16 protein-coding genes and 1 tRNA gene are annotated in these 22204 nt (G+C 53.6%); 10 read left to right on the forward strand and 7 right to left on the reverse strand.

Going from position 1 to position 22204, the window contains the following annotated elements:
- The first annotated feature begins 98 nt into the window (after nt 1-98).
- Together HZB29_07450 and HZB29_07455 are read left to right on the forward strand one after the other, a co-directional pair.
- Nucleotides 99-174, forward strand: a tRNA-Ala gene (locus HZB29_07450).
- Nucleotides 175-338: 164 nt separating this feature from the next.
- Entirely contained in the window at nt 339-1553 is a 1215-nt protein-coding gene (locus HZB29_07455; GenBank protein ID MBI5815431.1) for an integrase arm-type DNA-binding domain-containing protein, read from the forward strand.
- Between the two features lie 40 nt (nt 1554-1593).
- On the opposite strand, the gene HZB29_07460 is transcribed toward HZB29_07455, so the two are convergent.
- From HZB29_07460 to HZB29_07470, 3 genes are read right to left on the reverse strand one after another with little or no spacing between them, the layout of a single operon-like run.
- On the reverse strand, nt 1594-4845 hold the full coding sequence (locus HZB29_07460) for a DEAD/DEAH box helicase family protein (protein MBI5815432.1): 3252 nt from the start codon (nt 4843-4845) through the stop codon (nt 1594-1596).
- Nucleotides 4846-4849: 4 nt separating this feature from the next.
- Complete coding sequence (locus HZB29_07465; protein ID MBI5815433.1) at nt 4850-8023, reverse strand: site-specific DNA-methyltransferase; 3174 nt, start codon at nt 8021-8023, stop codon at nt 4850-4852.
- A 29-nt stretch (nt 8024-8052) separates the two neighbouring features.
- On the reverse strand, nt 8053-10950 hold the full coding sequence (locus HZB29_07470) for a DEAD/DEAH box helicase family protein (protein ID MBI5815434.1): 2898 nt from the start codon (nt 10948-10950) through the stop codon (nt 8053-8055).
- A 216-nt stretch (nt 10951-11166) separates the two neighbouring features.
- On the opposite strand from HZB29_07470, the gene HZB29_07475 reads away from it, so the two are divergent.
- The 7 genes from HZB29_07475 (at nt 11167) to HZB29_07505 (ending at nt 17652) form a co-directional block, all read left to right on the forward strand.
- Nucleotides 11167-12357 (forward strand): hypothetical protein, encoded by a 1191-nt coding sequence (locus HZB29_07475; GenBank protein ID MBI5815435.1) that lies wholly within the window; start codon nt 11167-11169, stop codon nt 12355-12357.
- A complete protein-coding gene (locus HZB29_07480) occupies nt 12354-13175 on the forward strand; it encodes a hypothetical protein (GenBank protein MBI5815436.1) in 822 nt (273 codons plus the stop codon). The genes HZB29_07475 and HZB29_07480 overlap by 4 nt, the downstream gene beginning before the upstream one ends.
- 234 nt (nt 13176-13409) lie before the next feature.
- On the forward strand, nt 13410-13607 hold the full coding sequence (locus HZB29_07485) for an AlpA family phage regulatory protein (protein MBI5815437.1): 198 nt from the start codon (nt 13410-13412) through the stop codon (nt 13605-13607).
- Nucleotides 13608-13620: 13 nt separating this feature from the next.
- Nucleotides 13621-13761, forward strand: coding sequence for a hypothetical protein (locus tag HZB29_07490; GenBank protein MBI5815438.1), 141 nt, complete (start codon nt 13621-13623; stop codon nt 13759-13761).
- Nucleotides 13754-16264 (forward strand): DUF3987 domain-containing protein, encoded by a 2511-nt coding sequence (locus HZB29_07495; protein ID MBI5815439.1) that lies wholly within the window; start codon nt 13754-13756, stop codon nt 16262-16264. Before HZB29_07490 ends, HZB29_07495 begins: the two co-directional genes overlap by 8 nt.
- Nucleotides 16248-16844: a hypothetical protein gene (locus tag HZB29_07500; protein MBI5815440.1), complete on the forward strand. Its 597-nt coding sequence runs from the start codon at nt 16248-16250 to the stop codon at nt 16842-16844. The genes HZB29_07495 and HZB29_07500 overlap by 17 nt, the downstream gene beginning before the upstream one ends.
- 31 nt (nt 16845-16875) lie before the next feature.
- A complete protein-coding gene (locus HZB29_07505) occupies nt 16876-17652 on the forward strand; it encodes a hypothetical protein (protein ID MBI5815441.1) in 777 nt (258 codons plus the stop codon).
- A gap of 911 nt (nt 17653-18563) precedes the next feature.
- Here HZB29_07505 and modC read toward each other — a convergent pair.
- From modC to HZB29_07525, 4 genes are read right to left on the reverse strand one after another with little or no spacing between them, the layout of a single operon-like run.
- Nucleotides 18564-19643, reverse strand: a complete 1080-nt coding sequence (gene modC / locus HZB29_07510) for a molybdenum ABC transporter ATP-binding protein (protein MBI5815442.1) — start codon at nt 19641-19643, stop codon at nt 18564-18566.
- Nucleotides 19644-20321: a molybdate ABC transporter permease subunit gene (modB, locus tag HZB29_07515; GenBank protein MBI5815443.1), complete on the reverse strand. Its 678-nt coding sequence runs from the start codon at nt 20319-20321 to the stop codon at nt 19644-19646.
- A gap of 5 nt (nt 20322-20326) precedes the next feature.
- Nucleotides 20327-21079 carry a molybdate ABC transporter substrate-binding protein gene (modA, locus tag HZB29_07520; GenBank protein MBI5815444.1) on the reverse strand — a complete coding sequence of 251 codons (753 nt, stop codon included), beginning with the start codon at nt 21077-21079 and terminating at the stop codon, nt 20327-20329.
- A 13-nt stretch (nt 21080-21092) separates the two neighbouring features.
- Complete coding sequence (locus HZB29_07525) at nt 21093-21845, reverse strand: ComF family protein (protein ID MBI5815445.1); 753 nt, start codon at nt 21843-21845, stop codon at nt 21093-21095.
- Nucleotides 21846-21891: 46 nt separating this feature from the next.
- Between HZB29_07525 and HZB29_07530 the strand changes: the two genes are divergently transcribed.
- On the forward strand, nt 21892-22152 hold the full coding sequence (locus HZB29_07530; protein MBI5815446.1) for a DUF2905 domain-containing protein: 261 nt from the start codon (nt 21892-21894) through the stop codon (nt 22150-22152).
- Nucleotides 22153-22204: the final 52 nt, after the last annotated feature.

Below are 22204 nucleotides of genomic sequence, written 5' to 3' on the forward strand. Positions count from 1 at the left end.
CCCGGTAAAGACAAAATTCGGGGGGCGCGGCCGGGGTGATACAAATGTTTTGACATAGGGCCTCCCGGCGCCATAGTATTTTTGTTTACGCCATGCACGGGGCAGTAGCTCAGTTGGGAGAGCGCAGCGTTCGCAATGCTGAGGTCAGGGGTTCGATCCCCCTCTGCTCCACCATTTTCCCTTCCGGGAAAATCCAATAAAATCCATTTTACCCAGCAAAGGTATGGGTTTTAGGGATTTTAGCATCCAGCTACGTCCAAACAAATATATTGAAATCCGACGGTAACTGACGGTAACATTGACGGTAACTCTATGATCCTCAAAAGGAGTTACCGTCAATGGCCCTTACAGATACCGCAATTCGAGCCGCCAAACCCGGCAAAAAGCCTGTCAAAATAGTTGATGAAAAGGGTCTATATCTGCTCGTAACGCCATCCGGGGGCAAGTGGTGGCGGCTGGATTACCGATTTTCCGGCAAACGCAAAACCCTATCAATGGGCGTTTATCCTGACGTAGGACTGAAAGAAGCCCGTGAACGGCGTGACACGGCCCGCAAGTTGTTGGCCAATGATATTGATCCTGGCGAGCATCGCAAAAAGAACAAGGCGGCCAAGCTGGAGCGGACGGCGAACAGTTTTGAAACATTAGCGCGGGAGTGGTTCACAAAACATTCGTCAAACTGGGCGCCATCCCACGCCGACAAAATCATCCAGCGGCTGGAAAAGGATGTTTTCCCCTGGCTTGGTGGCAGACCTATCGCTGAAATAACGGCGCCGGAACTTTTGAAGACGTTACGTCGGATTGAAAATCGTGGAGCCGTGGATACAGCCCACCGAGTGCACCAGAACTGTGGGCAGGTATTCCGCTATGGCGTGGCGACTGGACGCTGTGAACGCGATCCTTCCGGCGACCTGCGCGGCGCATTGGCTCCGGCCAAGCATAAGCATTTCGCGGCTATCACTGAACCGGCAGAGGTTGGTGAACTATTGCGGGCAATCTCCGGTTTCCGGGGCACCTTCATTGTGCAATGCGCCTTGAAGCTGGCCCCTTTGCTGTTTGCACGGCCTGGCGAATTGCGAAAAGCGGAATGGAGCCAATTCGACTTTGAAAAAGGCGAGTGGCGTTACTTAGTGACCAAAACCAAGAGCGAACATCTTGTCCCATTGGCGTCACAAGCGGTGGCGATACTGCGAGAACTTTACGCCCTGACCGGTGGCAGGAAATATGTATTTCCTGGGCGTGATCCACAAAAACCAATGAGCGACGCGGCGATCAACGCGGCCTTGCGACGCATGGGCTACGATACCAAGACAGAAATTACCGGTCACGGTTTCCGCGCAATGGCCCGGACGATCCTGCATCAGGACCTTGGTGTAAAACCTGAAGTCATCGAGCATCAGCTGGCACACCGTGTCCCCGACGCTTTGGGGAATGCGTACAACAGGACGAAGTTTTTAACGGAACGCCGAAAGATGATGCAACAGTGGGCGGACTATCTCGACAAGCTGAAGGCCGGAGCGGAAATTATTCCACTACACCGTCAAGCGGTGTGACTGTTTGACGTTCAACCAGCAAGCTCGGAATGCGTCCTTGCTATAAGATGCCAGTAAATAATTCCTCGATATATTTACCCGGATCATCCTTAGCAAAAAAGATATGGTGCGCCTTGTACTCTTCCGCCGTGGCCTGCCGCCTTCCATCGTTTGGACTTGGCCAGCGCAAGTCATGCCGATGTGTTTGTGAAATCAGATACGACTCCAATCGGATATCGCTCCGTTTAAGGTTTTTCTCAAGCTCCTTTATTTTCTGGGAGAGACGTATTTTGGGATTGTTGAAATTATCTGTGAAATTCCTCAAGCCTTTTGGGTCAATGAAGGCTATGGTCTGATGGTTCCCGCGCAACAGCCATAGTATGAAATCCGGGCGAAATCCGCTTTCAGCAAAGAAGCTGATCGCCTTATCGGAGTTATGGTTGCGTAGCAGATAAAGCTCCACATCGGCAAACCTTCCCTTAACCTCTGCTCTGCAGAATGACTCCAGGTCATCAACAAACTTCTTTTCACCTTCGTTCAGGTGCGTAGGTATTACTTTAATTAAAGCCTCCGTCCCTGCGCCGTGATTGAGATGAATCAGAGGCTTGTAAAGGTGAGGGCCAGCTTGAAATAATTCCAACTTATCGAAGCTTAACGCTTCAAACTCGCCCTGTTTGAACTTTTCACTTAAAGCGCGAAGCCGCTGAATAAGTTCCTTCTCTGATTTTTTAACGAGAAGCTGGTACTCCTTGAGCATGAGGTCATCGTCAGGATGCAATAACTGATACTCAAGGTATGGCCCCTCGAACGCCCTCTTACGAAACTGATAGAACCGATCCAGATACCCCTTCAGTAGATGTGTAGTTATCTCATGATATAGCGGCAAGTGATCGAAGCGAAACTCCAGATAGCCTTGCGGAATGAACAGCTCGTACCACCATGATTCAGCCATCAACTCTTTAAGGTCATCCGGTGAAAAAACGACGTTGTAATATGCCTTGTCGCGCTTGTGGCGCTCGATATCAAACCAGACGGCATCCCACCTCAAAAACACCAGATGTTCCCGGCGGAGAGATTCAGTATTCAAAGCGGCGCTGGCCCCGTTTCCGGTGTTAGCTGATGATTGTTTCTGCAATCGTGGATACCAGTCCGCCACAACCTTTGTGCTTAGCTTCCCTTCAAGGTTTTCCAGCTCATACTTATTTTCCTTCTTGAAATCCGGCATGTCAGCCCTTGGGCGGATAATGTTGATTCGGATTTTTCCCTGCTCGAACTCCGGTAGCTTTATTGTTGGCAGGAAAATTATTTCCCGGCGCTCATCTTCGCCCACGCCCTCTTCTTCAAGGTAGTCCTGAAATTCCTTCATGTAATCGCTTTTGACGCCAAAAATATTCAGCGTTTCCAGCAACTCGATATAGTCCGGGTGTTTTTTCGGCGCGTCCTCACTCTGAAAATCCAGCGCATCCAGCATCCGAGTCCGTTTTAGTTTGAAACGGTATCCTTTAAGTCGTACACCACGCCCGAAAAGTTGGATTATCTCGCTACCTTCTTTTTTACCGACGTTCATCAGCCCCATCGCCGATACTCTCCACGAACTCCAGCCTTCGGTGAATTTCTTGGCGCCAGCGAGTATGCGGATGGAACTGCCGTCCCGTTTGATATCGGCGAAAAGCGAACCGGAAAACGGCAAATCTTCCACCACATAACGGTCATCAACTGCCCGATTTTCCACACACAGATCGCAGAGTTTTTTAGCGTCGCCCACGTTCACCACGCCGAACCAGGGGTTATCGCCCACCTTCAGCCCAATTTCACCTTCGCTCCCTTGCAGGCGCACGATGTGCAACTGGCCTCCGCCGGGCGCGTTGAAGACATGGAGCAGAATATCGCTAAATAGTTCCAGGGCCTGTTCAGGTTTCCAACGGCTTCCCACATACGGGAAAAAACCCTCAAATACCCGGTGGCCGCCAGCGACAAGGCCGTCCTGCCGCGCCAGCAATTTACTTAACCGCCGCTCTGTTTCCGCCCGATTGCCGATGAACTCCGCCAGGAACTTAAGTATCAACACCAAATCGGTATCTTCCTGTGTCTGCCGCTGGCCGGTGACGGAGCCGCCAACAAAAATCATCAACGGCGATTCCAGCAGATAAGGCGCCAGCTCGTGGCCGCCATCAACAAAGCGGCGGCATTGCTGGTAAAAGGACAACACGCAGGCCGTAAGGTAAAGAGGCCGGGTCTCTTCCTCATGTTCTTCGGCCAGGTTGAGGATGTTGAAGTCCTTCCCGTAGCCGTCGTTGTAGAAAAACTTGTAGGAATAATCGAACAGGATACACTTCGCATATACCTGTGTCAGCGCCTTCTGTTTGGGGCCGGAGGCCGCTTTTATCGCCTGTCCGAAAGTGGCGGAATACTCAAAAGAAAAACCGTTGGCGCACAGTCTCGCCCGCTTGTCCATCCATTCTTCGCCGCCGGAGCCACGATGCCCTTCGTCAACAAGAACAAGATTATCGCCCTCGAAGGTGTCAACGGCCACGGTTTTGTCGCCAGACGTTTCCCGCAGTTTGTGTACGTCAATAATGTCCACGCCGCGCCCGGTGAATAGCGTCGCACCGCCTCTGTCGTACAGCGAAGCTTCGATGCCGGATAACTCGAACTCTTCTTCATGTTGACGCGAAAGCCCCTCGTTGGGCGTCAGCAAAATGATGCGGTTCAGCCCTTGCCGCTTCCCGGCTTTGCCAAGGTAGTGCAGGTATTGCCGGATATTGCAGTGCATTAATAGCGTTTTGCCGCCGCCCGTCGCCATCCAGAAAGCCAGTTTGTTCAAGTCGCTAAGGGTAAACAGTTCAATCTCCGGCGCGGGCGCGGCGGCTCTTTTCCGTCCCCGGCCACGTCCTGTTTGCGTTACGAGTTCAGGAGCGCGAACGCTGGCTTGCAGGGATTCATTCAGTGAATCCAGCAATCCGTTCCGGTCACGGAAATATCTGTCCAAATATATTTCAGTGAAAAGCAGGCCCAGATATTGAAAATAGATCGGGTAAAGCGTCGGCCCAAGCAAGTTGCGTTTGCGGGTGATATGCTTCCAGTGGCCTACGATATTCTCATCGTAAGCGCGTAGCATTTCGTCACTTACCGCCCGGCCCTGTTTAGGCAGTCGCCACACGAGTTGCTGGACGAATCTGGAACAGCCGTCATCCGCCCAGCCTTCGTATTCCGGGGCGCGTAGGATGACAGATAGACGATTCAAATCTTCCACGCCCAGTTGCTGTAACGGCCAGCGGGCAAGCGCGAGTTTGTCCGCGAAATGTGTGGACATCGGCTTACAACAGGGACTCGAAGGTTTCGCTCTCGAACATTCTGCGCTGGAACTCTTCTTCGATAAGGTGAACCTTGTTGTGCGGATCGTTAAGCGTGTGCGAGCCGTTGACATAAATAAAGTCGTACTCGGTATCCACCGGGCTGACTTTAAGTTTGTCCAGATATTTTTCCAGCGCCTCGTTGTCCGCCAGTGGATTGTCCCCCAACGTGCGCCACAATATCAGCGTTCGCCCTCCGGCGCGTTTTTCGCCGGTGACGGTGAGGAAGCCTTTTTGTGAATCAATGTGTTTCACCTTAAGGCCGATCAGCCAGTTGAAGGTCTCCACAAGGTCTATCGCGGTCTCTTTGGTTTCACCCGCGCTGGCGGTGGCGATTTTAAGCGTGTAGTTGAACGGGTCGCGGAACATCTTCACGTCCAATAGGCTGGCGCTCCCGGCGCTCTCCACGTCCAGGAAATAGCCTAACAAGTAATCGCTTCGCGCTTTCTCCCCGGCTTTTTCAAGCGCGGCTTTCTGCTCCGGTGTTCGGTTAAGGACAAGATTGTTGAGCGTGTCCTCATAACTCTCCAGCCGGACAATCTTGAAGGCATGGGAGATGCCCGTGTTCCGGTTTTGCGGTTTGCCCTCTTTCCAATCGGTGGAATAAACCACTTTTTTAAGGCGTGGCACAAGCACAGTGTCGAAATATTCGCCCATTTCCACGAGGATGTATTTACGCTCGCCGTCATCTTCCCGGTTGAGGTTGATAACGGCGTGACCGGTAGTGCCGGAACCGGCGAAGAAATCCAAAACTAAATGATCACCCGCTGTAACCAGTATGCAATCTTGCGCCGCATACACAGATTTGGGAAACAAAAAAAGTCTTTCAGACCCAAATAATGTTGTTAACAAGTTTGTTCCGTGGGAGCCTGCAGAATATCGAACATCATCCCACCAAGTTCCGGGTAGTTTGCCCTCATCGTTTAAATAGTTTTTTCTATAAATTTCCCAACCATCAGGAGTTTTCTTTGCCCTTATGCTTGAGATTTCTTTGATTGCTCTATCAACCCCCCATTTCCAGCATCTCTCATGTGAAGATGAATCTATAGGTAATACAGCACCTTCGTCTTCAAGGTGTTTTTGAATAGATGTCCAAGCTTGTTCTGGTTCATTCCATATCATTTCCGAAATTCGGACATCGCCATTTTTATTTACATAGATTGGGTAAAACTGACGCGGTCTATCTCCACGAGCAGAGTCGGTGCCTGTCTTTCGAAAATTCTCCCAAAGATATCTGCGCCCATCGGTTTCATTTTCGTCATAGCGTTCAATTTGCTGCTCGCTTCTCTTGAGTCGTCCGACACTTTTTCGATCGTCTGTTTTTCTATGAAAAATCGCATATTCGTGGTTAATCGCAAAACCGGAAACCGTAGACCTTCCTTGCGGATTATTTCTAATTGGTACAGTAGCCATGTGGTTTTCACTGCCGAAAGCATCGTTTAGAACCATCAAGCTTTTTTCAATTTCATAATCGTCTATGGTGAAGCATTGCATTCCATCCTTTTCAAGTAGCTCGCGTGCTTGTTTAACTCTGTCATTGATAAGTGATATCCAAGAGCTATCCTTGTAGCCATTTTTATAAGCTATCTCGGAAGCGTTGGTGTTATACGGCGGATCAATATATACGCACTTTACCTGCTCCCTATACCGTTCCTGCATCAGTTGCAGAGCCTGAAAGTTCTCCGATTGGAGACAGACGCCATCAAGCGTTTCGTCCAGATTGCCGATAGAGGCCAGTAACCGTAAGGTGAAGTCCCTGCTGAAATGGCGCGTATCGAGCATCAAGGACGGATTCGTCTTGAGGAATTGCGGACTCCGGGTTGTTGATTGCGGATCAAACAGGTTTGGCTGGATTTCTGAAATGGCGTATAGCCGTTCCCACTCCGCCCACTGGGCCTCGCTGGCGCAAATATCCGGGTAGAGCGTCTCTGGAACCCGGTCGAGCGTCATGCAGTAACGGGTTTCCACCACGAATTTCTTTTTCAGCCAAAGCCTTTTCTGAAAATTCTCCAGTTGTTCCAGCATGTGAATAACTGGGATGGCGCAACGGCGCAGGGCGCGGATTTTGGACAGGTACTCTTCTGCCTTTGGCGCAGTGTTGGACTCTATATCGTCCAGGTACATCACTTCGTTCTTGATGAAAAAATCGAGTTCGCGGCGCAAAAAACCGCCCAGGTCTTTATGGATGAAGTAATCAAACTGGCTCCGCGCCGTGTAATCGCGCAAATGTTTTTGCAACATGGTGCGCGTATCTTTCTTGTCTTTGCCCTGGTATGTGGGATCGATGGCGAAAAGCAGGGCTTTCCAGATTGGCGGCAAGTTGTCGGCCAGCGTCTTTTCGGTATCCGCGTTCAGCTTCTTTTGCAGGTCGCGCTCCGTGGCATGTTCACGGTAACGGAAACGGATGTTGAGCGTGGTTTCACCGGCTGGTTCAAAAGGCTTGTCCGCGTCCAGAGCGAAAGCGCGGACGGTTTTACCATTGGGTTTGATGTTGTCCTTCTCAGTATCACCTTCCACGAGCAGGAAGTGGATGACGGCTTCCTCCGGCAGATGGTCAAGGCCCAGTTGCCCGGCTGAAAGGTCGGCCCGGCGGATGCGGAAAGTGTAATCGCGGAGCAGTTCGGAAGTTTTGATGTAATACTGATCCATGTTGGCCCAGACCAGCTTTACCTCCTCCCCGTTGTACGGGATCATGTATTTCTCCCGTCCATGCACGGTGGAACGAGCGAGGCCCATAAAATCGCCACCATCGTAATAGCGGGAGAAGAAGGTGAGCAGATGCGAATATACTTCATCCGCCGTGGCGTTTAGATTTGCTCCGGCGGTGAGTTTTGCGCGGAGTTCCTGTACCTTTGGAGAGCTAGCCGGGTCTAACCCGGCGGCCTTTACAGATTCTGAAACCTTGGCAAGCTCTTCTGCAACCTGCGACTGTTGCAGGGTTTCATGCCCCTGCAAAGCCTCGCGCACGGTTTTTTCCAGATGATGGTCGAGAAACGCGGCTATCTCATCGTGACGCTGGCGCAGTATGCGGTAGATGCCGAAATCAAGGTCAGCTTTATCCAGCTCAAACAGTTCGCGTAGCTTGCCCTTGAGCTTTTCAAAGTTTGGGCCAGCGGGCGTTACTGGTTCGTCGGCCATTCATGAATCCTTCCAAATTGTAAACGTAGCTATCGCGTACCGGCTGAAATAGACCAGCGAAGCGAAAACAGTGTTTTTGTCTCTACGGACTGGCGTATTTTACCCTGAATTTCGGCTACAAGCGCATCGCGCCGGGCGAGGATACGGTCTTCCACTTCAAATATTTCCTGCCTCATCTTCCGCTGGCGGCGTTCCTGCTCGCCTATTTCGCTCTGGATACGCGCCTGTTCGGTTAGGTTTGTGGCTTTGCTGGCCTCATTACGCAGGTCACGAATACGCAGTTTGACATCTTTTAGTTCCTTTTCGGAATTGGCTATTTGATCGTCGGCCCAGGCGTCCAGCTTTTTCATCTCAACGTCAAAATAACTGGCGTTACGAGCGGTGATTTCGTTTAGCAAGGAATTCTGTAAGCCGGTTGCGATGCCGTCTATTGATTCCGGCGTGGATTGGGTCAAATGATGCCCAGCCACTTTGGCAGGTATGGACATCATGCGGCGGGCCTGCTCCTGATCCAGAGCCATCCCCGCATCCGTGACGCCAGAAAATAGCAAGTGATCCTCTGCCTGATCCAGAGCTTCAAATGTGACAAGGGAGAGATTCAACCATCCGGATTGACCAACCAACGGCTCCAAAATGCTAATCTTTCCATCATAACTGCCATAGTCAAATACAACCTCGGCTGGCTCTGGATTCAGCGCCTTGCCGCGTTCCAACACACGTTGCGCGAGTGGATGACCAATACGGTAGGTGTTAACGTCTTCAATGCCCTTGCCCATACGGTATGGCCCCGGATGGATACCCTCGCCGGGAAACGGATTTGTGTGGAGTGTGAAGCTGTAACCGTGGCTGTCGAATTGAGCGTAATCGGAAAGAAGATGCCGGGTAAGGCGCCAGAGTTGCTCGTTGAAACGGCCAAGGATATCCCTGTTCTGGATTCGCACTTTCTCCACCACTTCCAGATCGAAGTTATCAAGGAGTTTTTCGCGGGCGTCGCGCTGGCCCTGGGCTATCTCGGTTTCCAACTCGCGCTGGAGTTGGTCAAACTCTAATTCTATCTGTTGTGGCGCCCGGCATTTCTGATAAATGTCGGCGATGCGCTTCTCGAAGTCCACGCCAGACTCTACCGCGCCAAGCACTTCGTCACTGGCTCCAAATACCCCGCTGAAAAGGCGGAACTTTTCGTCAAGAAGCTCATAGACTCGCACGTCGGCGGCGTTTTTCTTATTGAGAAAGTTGACCACCACCACGTCGAACTTCTGGCCATAGCGGTGACAACGGCCTATTCTCTGTTCGATACGTTGAGGATTCCACGGCAAATCGTAGTTGACCACAAGGTTGCAGAATTGGAGGTTTATACCCTCGGCGGCGGCTTCCGTGGCTATCAGTATGGAGGCGTGATCTTGAAAGTTCTCCACCAAAGCGGCTCGCATATCGGCGCTGGGTGAACCGCTTATGCGGTCGGTTCCGGAGTGTTTAGCCAACCACTTATTGTAAATAGCTTTGGAGTTGGGATCGTTATTCGTTCCGTTGAACAGCATTACCTTGCCAGCGAACTCTGTCTGTTCGAGTATGCGGAACAGGTACTCTTGGGTACGGCGAGACTCGGTGAAGATAAGCGCTTTTTGTTGGAGTGTGGCGGCTCCCTTATTCTTTTGAGCTTCGGCGGCGGCGGCGAAACCTTTCCGCAGGGCGGTCAGTAAAACTTCACCCTTCGAATTTTGTATGATGGACTTGGCTAGAGCGTGAAACTGTCTAAGTTGCGCCAATTCCCGTTGAAGAGCGACCAATTGATCTGGAGAAAGACGCTTCTTTTCAGATGGGGGCGCTCCGTCCCCATCTTCCTCCCATTCGTCGGCCAGTTCGTCAAACTCTTCCAAATCCGTTGGCAATTCATCCGGCGGGGTATCTACGGCTGTCGCCGTGGCCTCCGCAATCTCCAAGCGGTTAGCCAACCCTTCAAGCGTTACTGAAATGGCGTAAGTGGAAGAGGCGAGCAGTTTACGCAAAACCAGAGTCATCAGTTTGCGCTGGCTGGCTGGAAGAGCGTATAGAGTTTCACTTTGAAGGTAATCGGATACCAGATCGTAAAGGCGCTGTTCATCCTCTGACGGCGTGAATTCCTGAACCAGCGCGTGGCGATTGGTGTACTTCACATACTCCAGCACTTGACGGCGCAACGTGCGCTTGCAGAGGGGTTTTAGGCGCTCCTTCAAGTCCGTAAAATCGGTTTCGTTATTGATGCGGGTAAAACGGGCGCGGAAACTTTGAAGGTCGCCGAAAGCGAAGTCATCTATGATGCTGACCAGCCCGTAAAGTTCAAGCAATGAATTCTGGAGGGGCGTAGCCGTTAGAAGAACTTTCGGGAATGGGGCTACGGCGTTCTTGATGGCCGTGGCTATTTTGCTGGTGTTCTTGTAAACGTTGCGAAGCCGATGCGCCTCGTCTATGACAATCAAATCCCATGAAGTCTGGCGGATGTATGGTTCCTTAGCTCGCGCAAACTGATAGGAACAAAGGATGATAGCGGCCTGTTGAAATGGGTTTAGGTTGCCAGCGCAAATCGCCTCGTTAAAACTCTTGGCCTCCAAAATAGCAGAAGGAAGATAGAACTTATCAGCCATCTCCTGCGCCCACTGTTTTCGCAGGTTGGCCGGAACGATTACCAGCAGGCGTTGTTTACGCTCCGCCCACTTCTGGGCTAACAATAAGCCAGCCTCTATTGTTTTTCCTAACCCGACCTCATCCGCCAGAATGGCGCCCTTGGAAAACGGACTGCGGAAAGCAAAAAGCGCGGCCTCCACTTGGTGAGGATTCAGGTCAACCTGCGCGTCGGCAAGCACCGATACAAGCTTTTCAAGGCTGTCGGAAGCATAGCGCCGCGTAAGCTCATGGGCGAAATACTTGGCGTGGAAATCGGTCAAATCCATGCTACGCGGTCAACCTTTGTGTTCTGGATGCCAAACATACCGAGAGGCATAGCGATTATGCTCCCCTTCGGTATGTATAGCCTATAATCATCCCGTAATCTGGAAAAGGAAAATCTGGATATGGCCACGGAAACCACATTTAGGCATTGGAATAGATGGCTTTCAGGTATGCCACGGATATAATAAAGTATTCTTTCAACCGGCAAGGATGCAAACATGGCCCGTCAATTTTCGCCTACCCAGTTTTTCCGGCGCGTTCCCAATGAAATGCTGGCCCGATATTTCCAAGGGAAACATGATGTGTTGCGCGACATCGCCTTCGACAAGCTCAGGGAGGCGGAAGTGGAGCCGATCTTCCAGTCATTCACGGAGCTACCATCCGAACAACAGGCGATAATCGAGGCGGAGTTTCAGGACATTGACGCAATGGCCTGTCAGGGAGGCGTAACGGCGCTGACGGATGAAGCGGGATTTCACGATAACAAGGAATTCCCGGAGGCCATCTCCAAGATCGAGGGATTCCACGGCAAGGTCATGTGGGCGTTCCTGGAACATCCCAGTTACTGGGCCAGCGCCACGTTGTTCCTGCATTCGGACAATATCTCTGACTCGTTATGGAAAAAGCGTAACGACCTGCCCCACCTTCCGCCGCATGTGGAAGAGGAGGATACGGAGCGGCTGGCGCAAACCATCAGCCATTATTTTCACAGCAAAGAGGGACGCGGCAGAAACTGCAAGGTGGAGGTGTTCCGGCGCCACGAGAAGGAATATTTCTTCGCCTACCCGGAGGACTTCGCCCAGTCCGGTGTCGAATGGGTACGCAACGCCCTTTCCACCCGCGCCCGTCATCCCGCTTTTGAGATCATCTTTGTCTATACGCAGTCTGAAGGTTCGCTGGACATTTACGCCCCGCGCAACACCAAGTGCGTGCCAGACCTGCAACAGATTTTCGCGGATACCATCCTCAAGTATGATGAGTTGGATGAATTCGCAGGGGATAAACGGATTTACGCCCTCGATGCCCTGGCGGATAGGGATTTCACGTTTCAATACCCGGTGGACAGCGGCATCAAAGCGGTTGAAGTGCGCCGCCTTCGGTTGACCCTAAAGACCGGCAAGAAGCGCAGGGTGACGGTGGAAGCGGACACCACATACAACCAGAAAGCGGTTTATGACCTGCTGGAAGAGATTAAACCGCCACCGTTTCACGTCACCCAGGCGGAGATCACAGTTACGTTTGCCCCAACACCCGGCACACGGAGCCGGACGCGCAGTTTCAAAATCAGCTATCCCAACTGGTGCGCCTTACGCCACGATGGGCGGGATATCATCATCCGAAAAATGCTGGCCGACTCCGGCATCGAACCAATGGCTCCTGAAATGAAAGAGGACGACAGCGCCGAATGACGTTAGATGACGCGCTACAAGACATTATCCAACGCCTCGGCTCCGCAGATGGCGGAGGGATTATCTCATGGAGTGAAACTCAACGCTGGCCGAATGGCGCCCTTGAGATTTTCCTGAAGGCCGGACTGCTCAAACCCACAGTTCCCGCCCAATCGGTGGAGTGCCCTGGTTGCGAAAATAACTGCTTCATGCCGGTGCATGTGTACCCGTCAAAGGATGGGCGCCCAACGCGAGCTTTTGTAGCCTGCGACCAGAGGGACGATATGGGGCGGATTAAAATTACACAGGCACAGTTACAGCAATGGCAAATCACGAGTATGCAGGTTGCCCGATGGGTATCCGACATTCTCGGCATGGAAGGAAAGCCGGAGAGAAAGAAAACAAAAGGTGCCATCCGGCTTGGGGTATTGCAAGGTGAAAGTCACTGGAGTTGCCTGGAGCTTGACGCCACTAAGCCGGTGTCCCTTAGCGCATCTGGATATTCGCTTCCATTGGCCTATGTTGTGTATTGCGACGGGAAAAAGCCCACGATAAACCGGGATGCCATCTTGGGCTTGGTGGATAGGGAAGCCCCGGATGAAGCATCCAATAGTTACCAGACATCCACAGAAAGGCGCGAAGCCCGTAAGCTGAATACCGAGGCCATGTATGAACGCTGGCGGAAAGCCTACCGGGAATTGAAGATAAAACGCCCCGGAATGTCCGATGTCTGGTGTTCACAGCAGATCGCCAAAATGGATATCGCCAACGGCAGTAGCCCCGATACCATTCGCAAAAACATGAAGCCAAAACCGATCAGAAGAGCGAAACGAAAATAGTTGGGCGAAAACATTTCGCCCAACTCACCTACCATCTAACCCACTGTTTCTCAAGGCTGTTTTCGTTTAAGCTCACGCTTGCCACTCAAGGCTTGCAGTTCAATTCAAATCCCAGCTCATTGATTTATAGGCATTAAACCAGTCGTAGTGTGCTAAGTTTGCCCGTTTCATCGCCCAAATCGCCCAGCCAAGATGGATTTCAGTAAGTCCATTAACGCATTAGGAGGTTTGAAGATGAAGAACACGGTACTAAGACTTCCCGCTGTAAAGGCCCATACCGGGCTTTCCCGAAGCACGATCTATCTTCGTATTTCGGAAGGGGAATTCCCCCCTTCGGTTTCTCTTGGCGAACGAGCTGTCGGTTGGCTCGAATCGGATATTGACGACTGGTTGAGCGCCCAGGTCGAAAAAAGCCGCAAAGTGAAAGCCTGAGGAGGGCGGCGCTATGAGCAAAAAAGCAAAGGGCCGCGCTGACAGGATCGCGTCCCGTGTAAAAAGGACAATAGTGACAGTGGCCTTGTGGGGTTGGCTACCAATCGGGCTGGTGGACTGGATCATCCGTCTGGAAGGAGTGAGCGATGCTTGACGCAATCTCCCTATTCCGCAAAGCGATCCGCTCCGCCGGGCTGGAACCGCCGGAAGCTATTAATGCAGACGGAATCCTACGGCGCTTCGCCAGTAATGGGAAGCGTGGCGATGACGCTGGCTGGTATGTGCTACATGGCGACGATATTGCCGCTGGGGCTTTCGGAGACTGGCGCACCGGAATTTCCCAAACATGGCGGGCTAACATCGGACGCACACTGACCCCTGCCGAAGAGTTGGCGTACAAGGCCAAGGTGGACGCAATGCGCCGGGAGCGCGAAATTGAGGAAACCAAACGTAGGGGCGAAGCCGCGACAAATGCGGCGGCTATCTGGGATGCGGCGCAACTGGCTGATGACAATCATCCATACCTTGCGCGGAAGGGTATCAAGGCAAACGGAGCGCGATTGCATAATGGCGATCTGTTGTTCCCGCTACGCATCGGCGCCGAAATCTATTCTCTTCAATTTATAAACGCCAACGGTGACAAACGATTCTTGACCGGTGGGAAGGTGAAGGGATGCTATTTCATCATCGGCTCCACTGAAGGCGCGACGGCCTTGTGCATTGCGGAGGGGTTTGCGACCGGCGCGACCATCCATGAGGCGACCGGCTATCCCGTGGCGGTGGCGTTCAACGCCGGAAACCTGCAAGCGGTGGCGCAAGCGATGCGGGAGAAATTTCCCGATCTGCCATTGACCTTGTGCGTTGACGATGACACGGCGACTTCCGGTAATCCGGGACTGACCAAAGCGACCGAAGCGGCGGGAGATGTCGGCGGGCTATTGGCTATTCCTGACTTCGGTGATGACCGCCCGGAGGAGGTGAGCGACTTTAACGACCTGTATCAGCATTGCGGGATAGATGCCGTAAGAACAGCCATAGCAAACGCGAGCAAACCGACAGGGTCTCAACTGATTACAGAGAGAACGCCTAATGGCGATTCTACGCACACTTTCTGGCCGAAACCAAAGCCGATACAGGCGCCACTTCGCCCAGTTCCCTCCTTCGACCCGGAAATAATGCTACCAGAGGTTTTGCGACGTTGGGTTATGGACGAAGCTGATCGGATGCCATGCCCCCCTGATTTTATCGCGGCTGGGGCGTTGGTGGCGCTGGGGTCTATTATCGGGGCGCGATGCGCGATTAAATCGAAATCCCGTGACTCGTGGCTGATCGTGCCAAACCTCTGGGGCGGCCTTGTGGCCCAGCCATCGGCGAAGAAGTCCCCCGCCATTGGCGCCGCGCTCAAACCGCTCGACCGCCTGATAGCGAAGGCAATTAAAGCGCATCAGGAAGATGTGGAAGTCTTCGAGGCAGACAAGACGGTGTTTGAGGCAAAACGGGAAGCCATCGAATCCAATATAAAGGCGGCGGCGAAGGACTCAAAAAAAGGGAATTTGGACAGTCTCGCCAAAGAGCTTCAAGGCCAGCGACAACAGGCTCCGGTAGCGCCGATCCTACGGCGTTACAAGTCGAACGATACAACCGTAGAGAAATTGGGCGAACTGCTACGGGACAACCCCAACGGGTTGCTGGTAATGAGAGATGAACTTGTCGGACTACTTGCATCATGGGACAAAGAAGGCAGAGAAGGTGAACGGGCGTTTTACCTGGAGGCGTGGAACGGTGACGCCAGTTTCGACACCGACCGCATCGGGCGCGGGTCTATCTTCATTCCCAATCTGTGTGTTTCCATCTTCGGCGGCATTCAACCGGACAAGCTCATAGGTTACCTTGAACAAGCCGCAAACGCGCTGGCCAATGACGGAATGTTGCAACGTTTCCAACTTCTGGTATATCCCGATCATCGGGATTGGGAGTGGCGTGACCGTAGCCCGGATAAAGGGGCCCGCGACCAAGCCTTTGCTGTGTTCGAGGCTCTGGCTGATTTTGACCCGGTGGTTTGGGGGGCCGCCCCATCCGATGATTTCGCCAAGTTTCCATACTTCCGCTTCGATGATACTGCTCAAGAAATCTTTATTGAGTGGTCTGGCGACCTTCATCTTAAACGGCTTCCCGCCGAGGATCATCCGATCATCGCGCAACATCTTGCAAAGTACGACAAGCTGTTCCCTGCGCTGGCGTTGATCTTTCATCTAGTGGATTGTGCGACGACTGGACGAGGCGGGCCAGTGACGGCGGAAGCCGCCTTACGAGCGGCGGCATGGTGCGAATACCTTGAAGCCCATGCGCGGCGTTGTTATGGCCTGTTGATTGATGACGGACTGAGGGCGGCGCAAGCTTTGGCAAAGAAAGTGCGGCAAGGCAAGTTGTCTGACGGTTTCACTGCGCGGGACGTGCGACGCAACCAGTGGCGATACCTGACAAGCGATGAAGCTGTGCAAGCCGCGCTTGACTGGCTGGAAGATGAAGGCTGGTTACGGTCGGAAATAATCGGCGGCACGGGGCCAGGAACAGGACGGCGCACTTGTCGCTACTCCATCAATCCCAAGTTATGGGAGGCGGGTAAAACGGAGGGCGATCATGGCGAACTGGCTTGAGCGGGCGAGGCGTGAAATTCTGGAAAAGGCTGACCTGGCTACTGCCGTTACTGCCAAAAGAAATCTAACGGCTGTAATGGCAGTGACTCACCTGGGCGAATCAGGGATTTCGAGGGTTTCTAACGACACTAATGGCAGTGCCTTGGCGGCTGGTTTCTGGAAAATTGAGTCCAGCAAAACAAGTAAAGATACCTTCCAGCGGGCAAAGATTGAAATTTCAAAAAGCGTTGGCCTTGGAACTGACGTTACTGACGAAAGAAATCTAAGATCGGTCGGAACGCCGCCATATGGGAATAATTGCCTCCCCTACCATGAACGACGCGCTTTATACGCCAAACAGAACGGCCTTTACCTCAGGCTCAAACGGCGGATGGATAAGTATGAGCGACTTACCCGCGATCCTGAAACGATAACGGCGCTGGAAGCCTGGGCCGGGGATCATGCCTTTGTGGAGCTTTACGCTGGGCGGCGGTCATGGGCGGAACATCGGAGGATTATTTACACCTGGGCGCAGGCGGAGCTTGCTTCTATCCGCAGTCAACGTGAATACAATATAGGAGGTAAACACCATGCCTATTGAGGATTCTTTAAAGAATCTAGATTCCACCGTAATCACCTTAACGGCTACCGACACTGAGACACCAAAGGCCAGCTATGAGGCCGTGCGCTATAACGCTGTCACGCATGGCATTCTTTCCCGGCTGGTGGTATTGCCCCATGAGAATGCTGGAGAGTTTGCCGACCTGCTGTCGGCTCTGATTGAAGAACACCAGCCAACGGCCATGACCGAGCGACACCTTGTTGAAGAACTCGCGGCGATCATCTGGCGCAAACGGCGTGTGTTGATGGGCGAGGGCGCGGCGATCAATAAAGGATTGAAGAGCGTGACTATGGACGCGCAAAGCGTGATACCGGCGGCGGCTCCGTTTCAACGTGGGCTATTTGGCACGAATACCGACCTGAGCGAGCTTGTAACAAGTTCGCCGGGCGAAAACGCGGAGAACCTGCAATATGCTGAAGCTACTCTGAAAACGACCGAACGCGCAGAGGCGATCCTTCGTAAAGGCGGCGCGAATGCCTATGAGAAAGCCCGACGGGCGCTACAAGAGGATTCGCGTGAATGGTTCGACGAGAACGTCGAAGACGAATCCTGCAAAGCGGACTCAGAGGGGCTGGCCGGATTCATCCGTGAATCGCTACTGCCGTTTTGCTATCGGCAGGCTCTGGAAGCCAAGTATCAACCCGCGATCAGGGCGCAAACCTTGGGCGAAGGCTTACAAGTCCATCGTCTGGAGACGCTGAATCGCTATGAAACGCACCTTGACCGCAAGTTCGAACGCACCCTATCCATGCTTTTGAAGCTGAAAGAGCTTCGCGGTAGGCGATAAAGCGCGAAATTAAGCATGGAGAGACACGGAAGAGAACAGTATTGAAACACGCTTAAACCCCAAGCAGGGCAAGGCTTTTGGCAGTATTTCGGCATTTAGTTGCGTAGTTTAAAGGCGAGATAGCCTAATGATTTCGGTAAAATCGGGAGGACATTATGGGCGGCAGGAATAGTGGACGACGGTGGCGTTTCGGCAGTAAGGATGCGACTGACGATTACCGCATGTTTGATGTGCGACGCTTGCAACGAGATGGGCTACTGGCGCCTGGTAACAGTTTCAGATGGAAATGGACACATGGGCGCACCGGAGAAAACCTGGCATCCATCAATGTGAGAATGGAAACTGACAGGGTGATCCTTTCTTATCGTAGTAGAAGCGGTGACGACGATTGGGAAAATCAGGAATACCCGGTTCGACTGGATCGGACACCATGCAACTTCGGCGGAGAGCGGGTTTGGTTTCGCTGTCCGGCTGTTGGCTGTGGGCGGCGTGTTGCTATTCTCTTCGGCGGCGCAGTCTTCGCCTGTCGGCACTGTTACCAGTTGGCATATTCGAGCCAGCGGGAAACCGCCCTTGATCGAAAAGCACGTCGGGCAGATAAAATACGGGAGCGAATGGGCTGGGAACCAGGAATACTTAACGGAGTCGGATTGAAACCCAAAGGAATGCGCTGGAGAACCTTTGAACGGTTGACCGCCGAGCATGATAGTTTCGCCGGTTCAGCTCTGGATGAGATGGAGCGGCGGTTTGGCATTAGGCCGTAGGGCTGAATCTGTTTCGCAAACAAGGCTACAGTATCAAGGCGACGGTAACTTTGACGGTAACTAGAAATATCGAACTGATTTTGACCAGTATTAACAAGGTTTTTATGGATTAGTTCGATAGACCTCTGCCCATTTAAATTCCACAGATCACGCCTGCTTTGCCATAGAAACACTTTTGACCATCGCATAGACCGGAGTCCCTTCACGCAGTTCCAGCGTTTCCGCCGATTTGCGGGTGATCTTCGAAAGCAGCGGCGTCCCCCCCACCATAAGCCTCACCATCACGCTGGCCTCGTCCAGCGTGGCGATCCGCTCCACCCGAGCCTCAAGAATATTCAGAAGGCTTGTCCGCTCCGGCCGCTGGAGCGCAAGCCCCACGTCCCTGGCCAGTATCCGGGCGCGGGCGCGCGAGCCGGCGGCGGCTTTCATCAGCGGCACGGCGATTTTACCTCCGTCGAAATAAAGCCAAGTGAGGGCGTATTTCCCGTCATGCTCCACCCTGTCCGACTCGATGACCGCCCCGGCGTCATCCCCCCTGCCAAGTGGCAGGTCTATCCTTGCGGCCATTTCAATGGCCGGGCCGGAGGCGATCGTATTTCCCGCCTGGACCACCGCGATATGGTCGGCAAGGCGCAGCGCCTCGTCCAGAGAATGGGTGACGTACATCGCAGGTATTGAAAGTTTTGTGTGCAAAATCTCGAGTCCGGCCAAAATCTCCCGCTTCCCCTCCGCGTCAAGGGAGGCCAGCGGCTCGTCGAAAAGCATAAGCTCCGGCGAGGTGAGCAACGCCCTTCCGATGGCCACCCTCTGCTTCTGTCCACCGGAAAGGCTCTCCGGCCACCTGTCCAACAAAGGCTCAAGCCCAAGCCATTCGGCCACCTGCGCAAACTCGATTTTGCGCCTGTCCCCGGGAATCCTTTTGTGGCCATACATAAGGTTGTCCCGCGCCGTAAGATGGGGAAACAGCCGCGCATCCTGGAACACGTATCCGACGGCGCGTTGATGTGGCGGGGTGAAAAGCTCCCTGGCGCTCTCCTGCCATGTGCTTTGGCCCACCCGGAAATAGCCCTGTTCCGCCATGTGAAGCCCGGCCATGCAACGCATCGCCGTGGTCTTGCCGGAGCCGGAGGGGCCGAAAATGGCGGTGAATCCCGTTTCAGGAGCTTCAAGCTCAAACTTAAGCTCAAAGCCGGACGGCAGCCGCGTTTGAAAACTGGCGCGTATCATTTACAGCGTTTTAAAAGGCTGGCGCCGGCCTGAAAGCGACACCGCCAGCAAAGTGATGTACGAAAAGACCAGAAGCCCCGCCGAAAGCATGTGCGCATGGGAATATTCCATCGCCTCGGCATGGTTGTATATGGCGATGGAGACCACCTGGGTCTTTCCCGGGATGTTCCCGCCGATCATGAGCACCACCCCGAACTCGCCGACGGTGTGGGCGAATCCCATAACGGCGGCGGAAACAAAGGCCGGGCGGCACATTGGCATGATCACCGAAAAGAAAGTGTCCATCGGCGTGGCCCGGAGGGTCTGGGCCGCTTCCATATGGTTCCTTCCCACAAGCTCGAAGGCGCTTTGCAGCGGTTTGACGACGAATGGCAGCGAGAATAAAACCGACCCTATCACAAGCCCGGTGAAAGAAAACGCGAGGCTCGGCAGTCCCAGCGCTTCCAGCGTTCCGCCTATGAATCCCCGCGGCCCCAACGCGATAAGCATGTAAAAACCGAGCACCGTGGGGGGGAGCACAAGCGGCAGCGTCACCGCCGCTTCGACAACGGCCTTCGCCCCGCCGTTCCGCGACGCCAGCCACCAGGCAAGGGGCGTTCCGATCGCCAGCAAAACCGCCGTGGTGACGGCCGCCAGTTTGAGCGTAAGGAACACTGGAACCAGATCAATACCGTCCATCGTCGTCAACGCGTCCCATATCCGTAATCTTCGATTATCTTACGCGCCCCGGGGCTTTTCACGAATTCCAAAAAACCGATGGCCGCCTTGCTTGCCTTCGCGGAGGACATGAGCGCCGCCCATTGTTCTATAGGAGTATAAAGCGTTTGCGGGACGATCCACACTAATCCGCCGGGATTCTCGCTTCCTTTTAGCTGGGAGAGAGCCACAAATCCCATTTCCGCCGCGCCGATGGCGGCGAACTGATATGTCTGGGTGATGTTCTCGCCGGTCACAAGCCTTGGCCTGGCCGCGTCCAATATCCCCATTTTCTCCATCGCCGAAATCGCCGCGGAGCCGTATGGCGCCAATTTGGGATCGGCGACGGCCAGATGTGTGTATGATCCTTTCTTGAGCGCTTCTTCCAGCTTCCCTTCATATTCAGCCTTCGTGGAAAACAAGGCCAGTTTGCCCGTGGCGTAAATGAACTTTGATGCAGGCTCCGCCAGTTTCACTTTTATCAGCCCGTCCACCTTGTCCTTGTCCGCCGAAAAGAAAACCTGGAACGGCGCGCCGTTGGTTATCTGCGCATAAAGCTTTCCGGAGGCTCCCGCGCTTACCACGCATTTATGGCCGGTGGACTGTTCGTACATGGCGCAGATGCGCGTCAGCGGTTTTAAAAAATTGGACGCGACCGCCACGTTCACATTGTCCGCCCGTGCAACGCCGGTTGATGCGATAAAAAGGATAAAGGCGCGGAATGCGGTCATGATTCCCATGTCCACTCCCTCATCAAAATCCCGCCCTGCAAAGCGCCGCCACGCGCACCGCTTCCGGTTTGGCTTTCCGGATGGTCTTTACGCATTCCCGGACGGTTGCCCCGGTGGTGAAAATGTCGTCGAACAAAATTACCCGCCTTCCTTCCAGCGCCCGCCCGTCATGGATCGCAAAGGCTCCTTTCACGTTTTCGGCCCGTTCTCCAGCGTTGAGTCCGAATTGCGGTGTGGTGGCGCGGATCCGGCGGATGGCCCCGTCGGCCATCACAAGCCCAGCCTTGTCCGCAAAATGCCGCGCCAGCAGGTATGGCGGATTGTAACCGCGTGTGAAAAGCTTCCGCGGCGCAAGCGGCACCGGGATCACCATCGCCCCAGGCCATTCGGAAAGCCAGTCAAGCAGACGTTCTTCGGCAAGGGCCGCCAGGCCGCGCCAGAGGTGAGCGCGCCCGCTGAACTTGAAGGCATGGATAATGTCCCGCACCGGCCCGGAGTAGGCCAGTGCGTGGCGAAGCTGTTCATATGCGGGAGGCTGGTTGAGGCACTCGCCGCAGCTATAAGCGTCGCCAGTCTCTATGTCGTAATCGAAGTCCAGCCCGCGCCCGCATACGCAGCATATGTTTTTCGGCGGATATTCCACGCTTCCTAAGCAACGAGAGCACAACATCGGTTGCTCCATGGACGTTTCCCCCGCTCCACAGCCGGCGCACCGGTCGGGAAACAGCCTGCGCATGGGGCGCAAGGCTTCGGCGATAAACCCGGATAAAGTCATGCGATAATATATCCGTGAAACAGATTGTCATTATAATCCGGTTGGCATGGCAAGGACGCTGATAATAATCGGGGCGGGACTGATAATTCTCGGGCTGGCCTGGCCGCTTGTCCAAAAGGCGGGCCTTGGCAGGCTTCCGGGGGACATATCGGTGGAGCGTGGAAACTTCTCTTTCCATTTTCCCGTGACCACAATGATAATGGTGAGCGTGGCGCTCACCGAGTCAATCCCTTTTTTAGTTGAAACTCCCGGCATGACCGTCACGCCGCTTTCACCATTATCTTCCCCGCCAGAGCCCGTTTCATGATCTCACGCAGTTCTGGCAGGTGTTTATAACCGCTCACTTTCCTCAACCTGGG

It is taken from the genome of Nitrospinota bacterium, from assembly GCA_016235255.1.
Taxonomy (GTDB): Bacteria; Nitrospinota_A; UBA7883; order UBA7883; family JACRLM01; genus JACRLM01.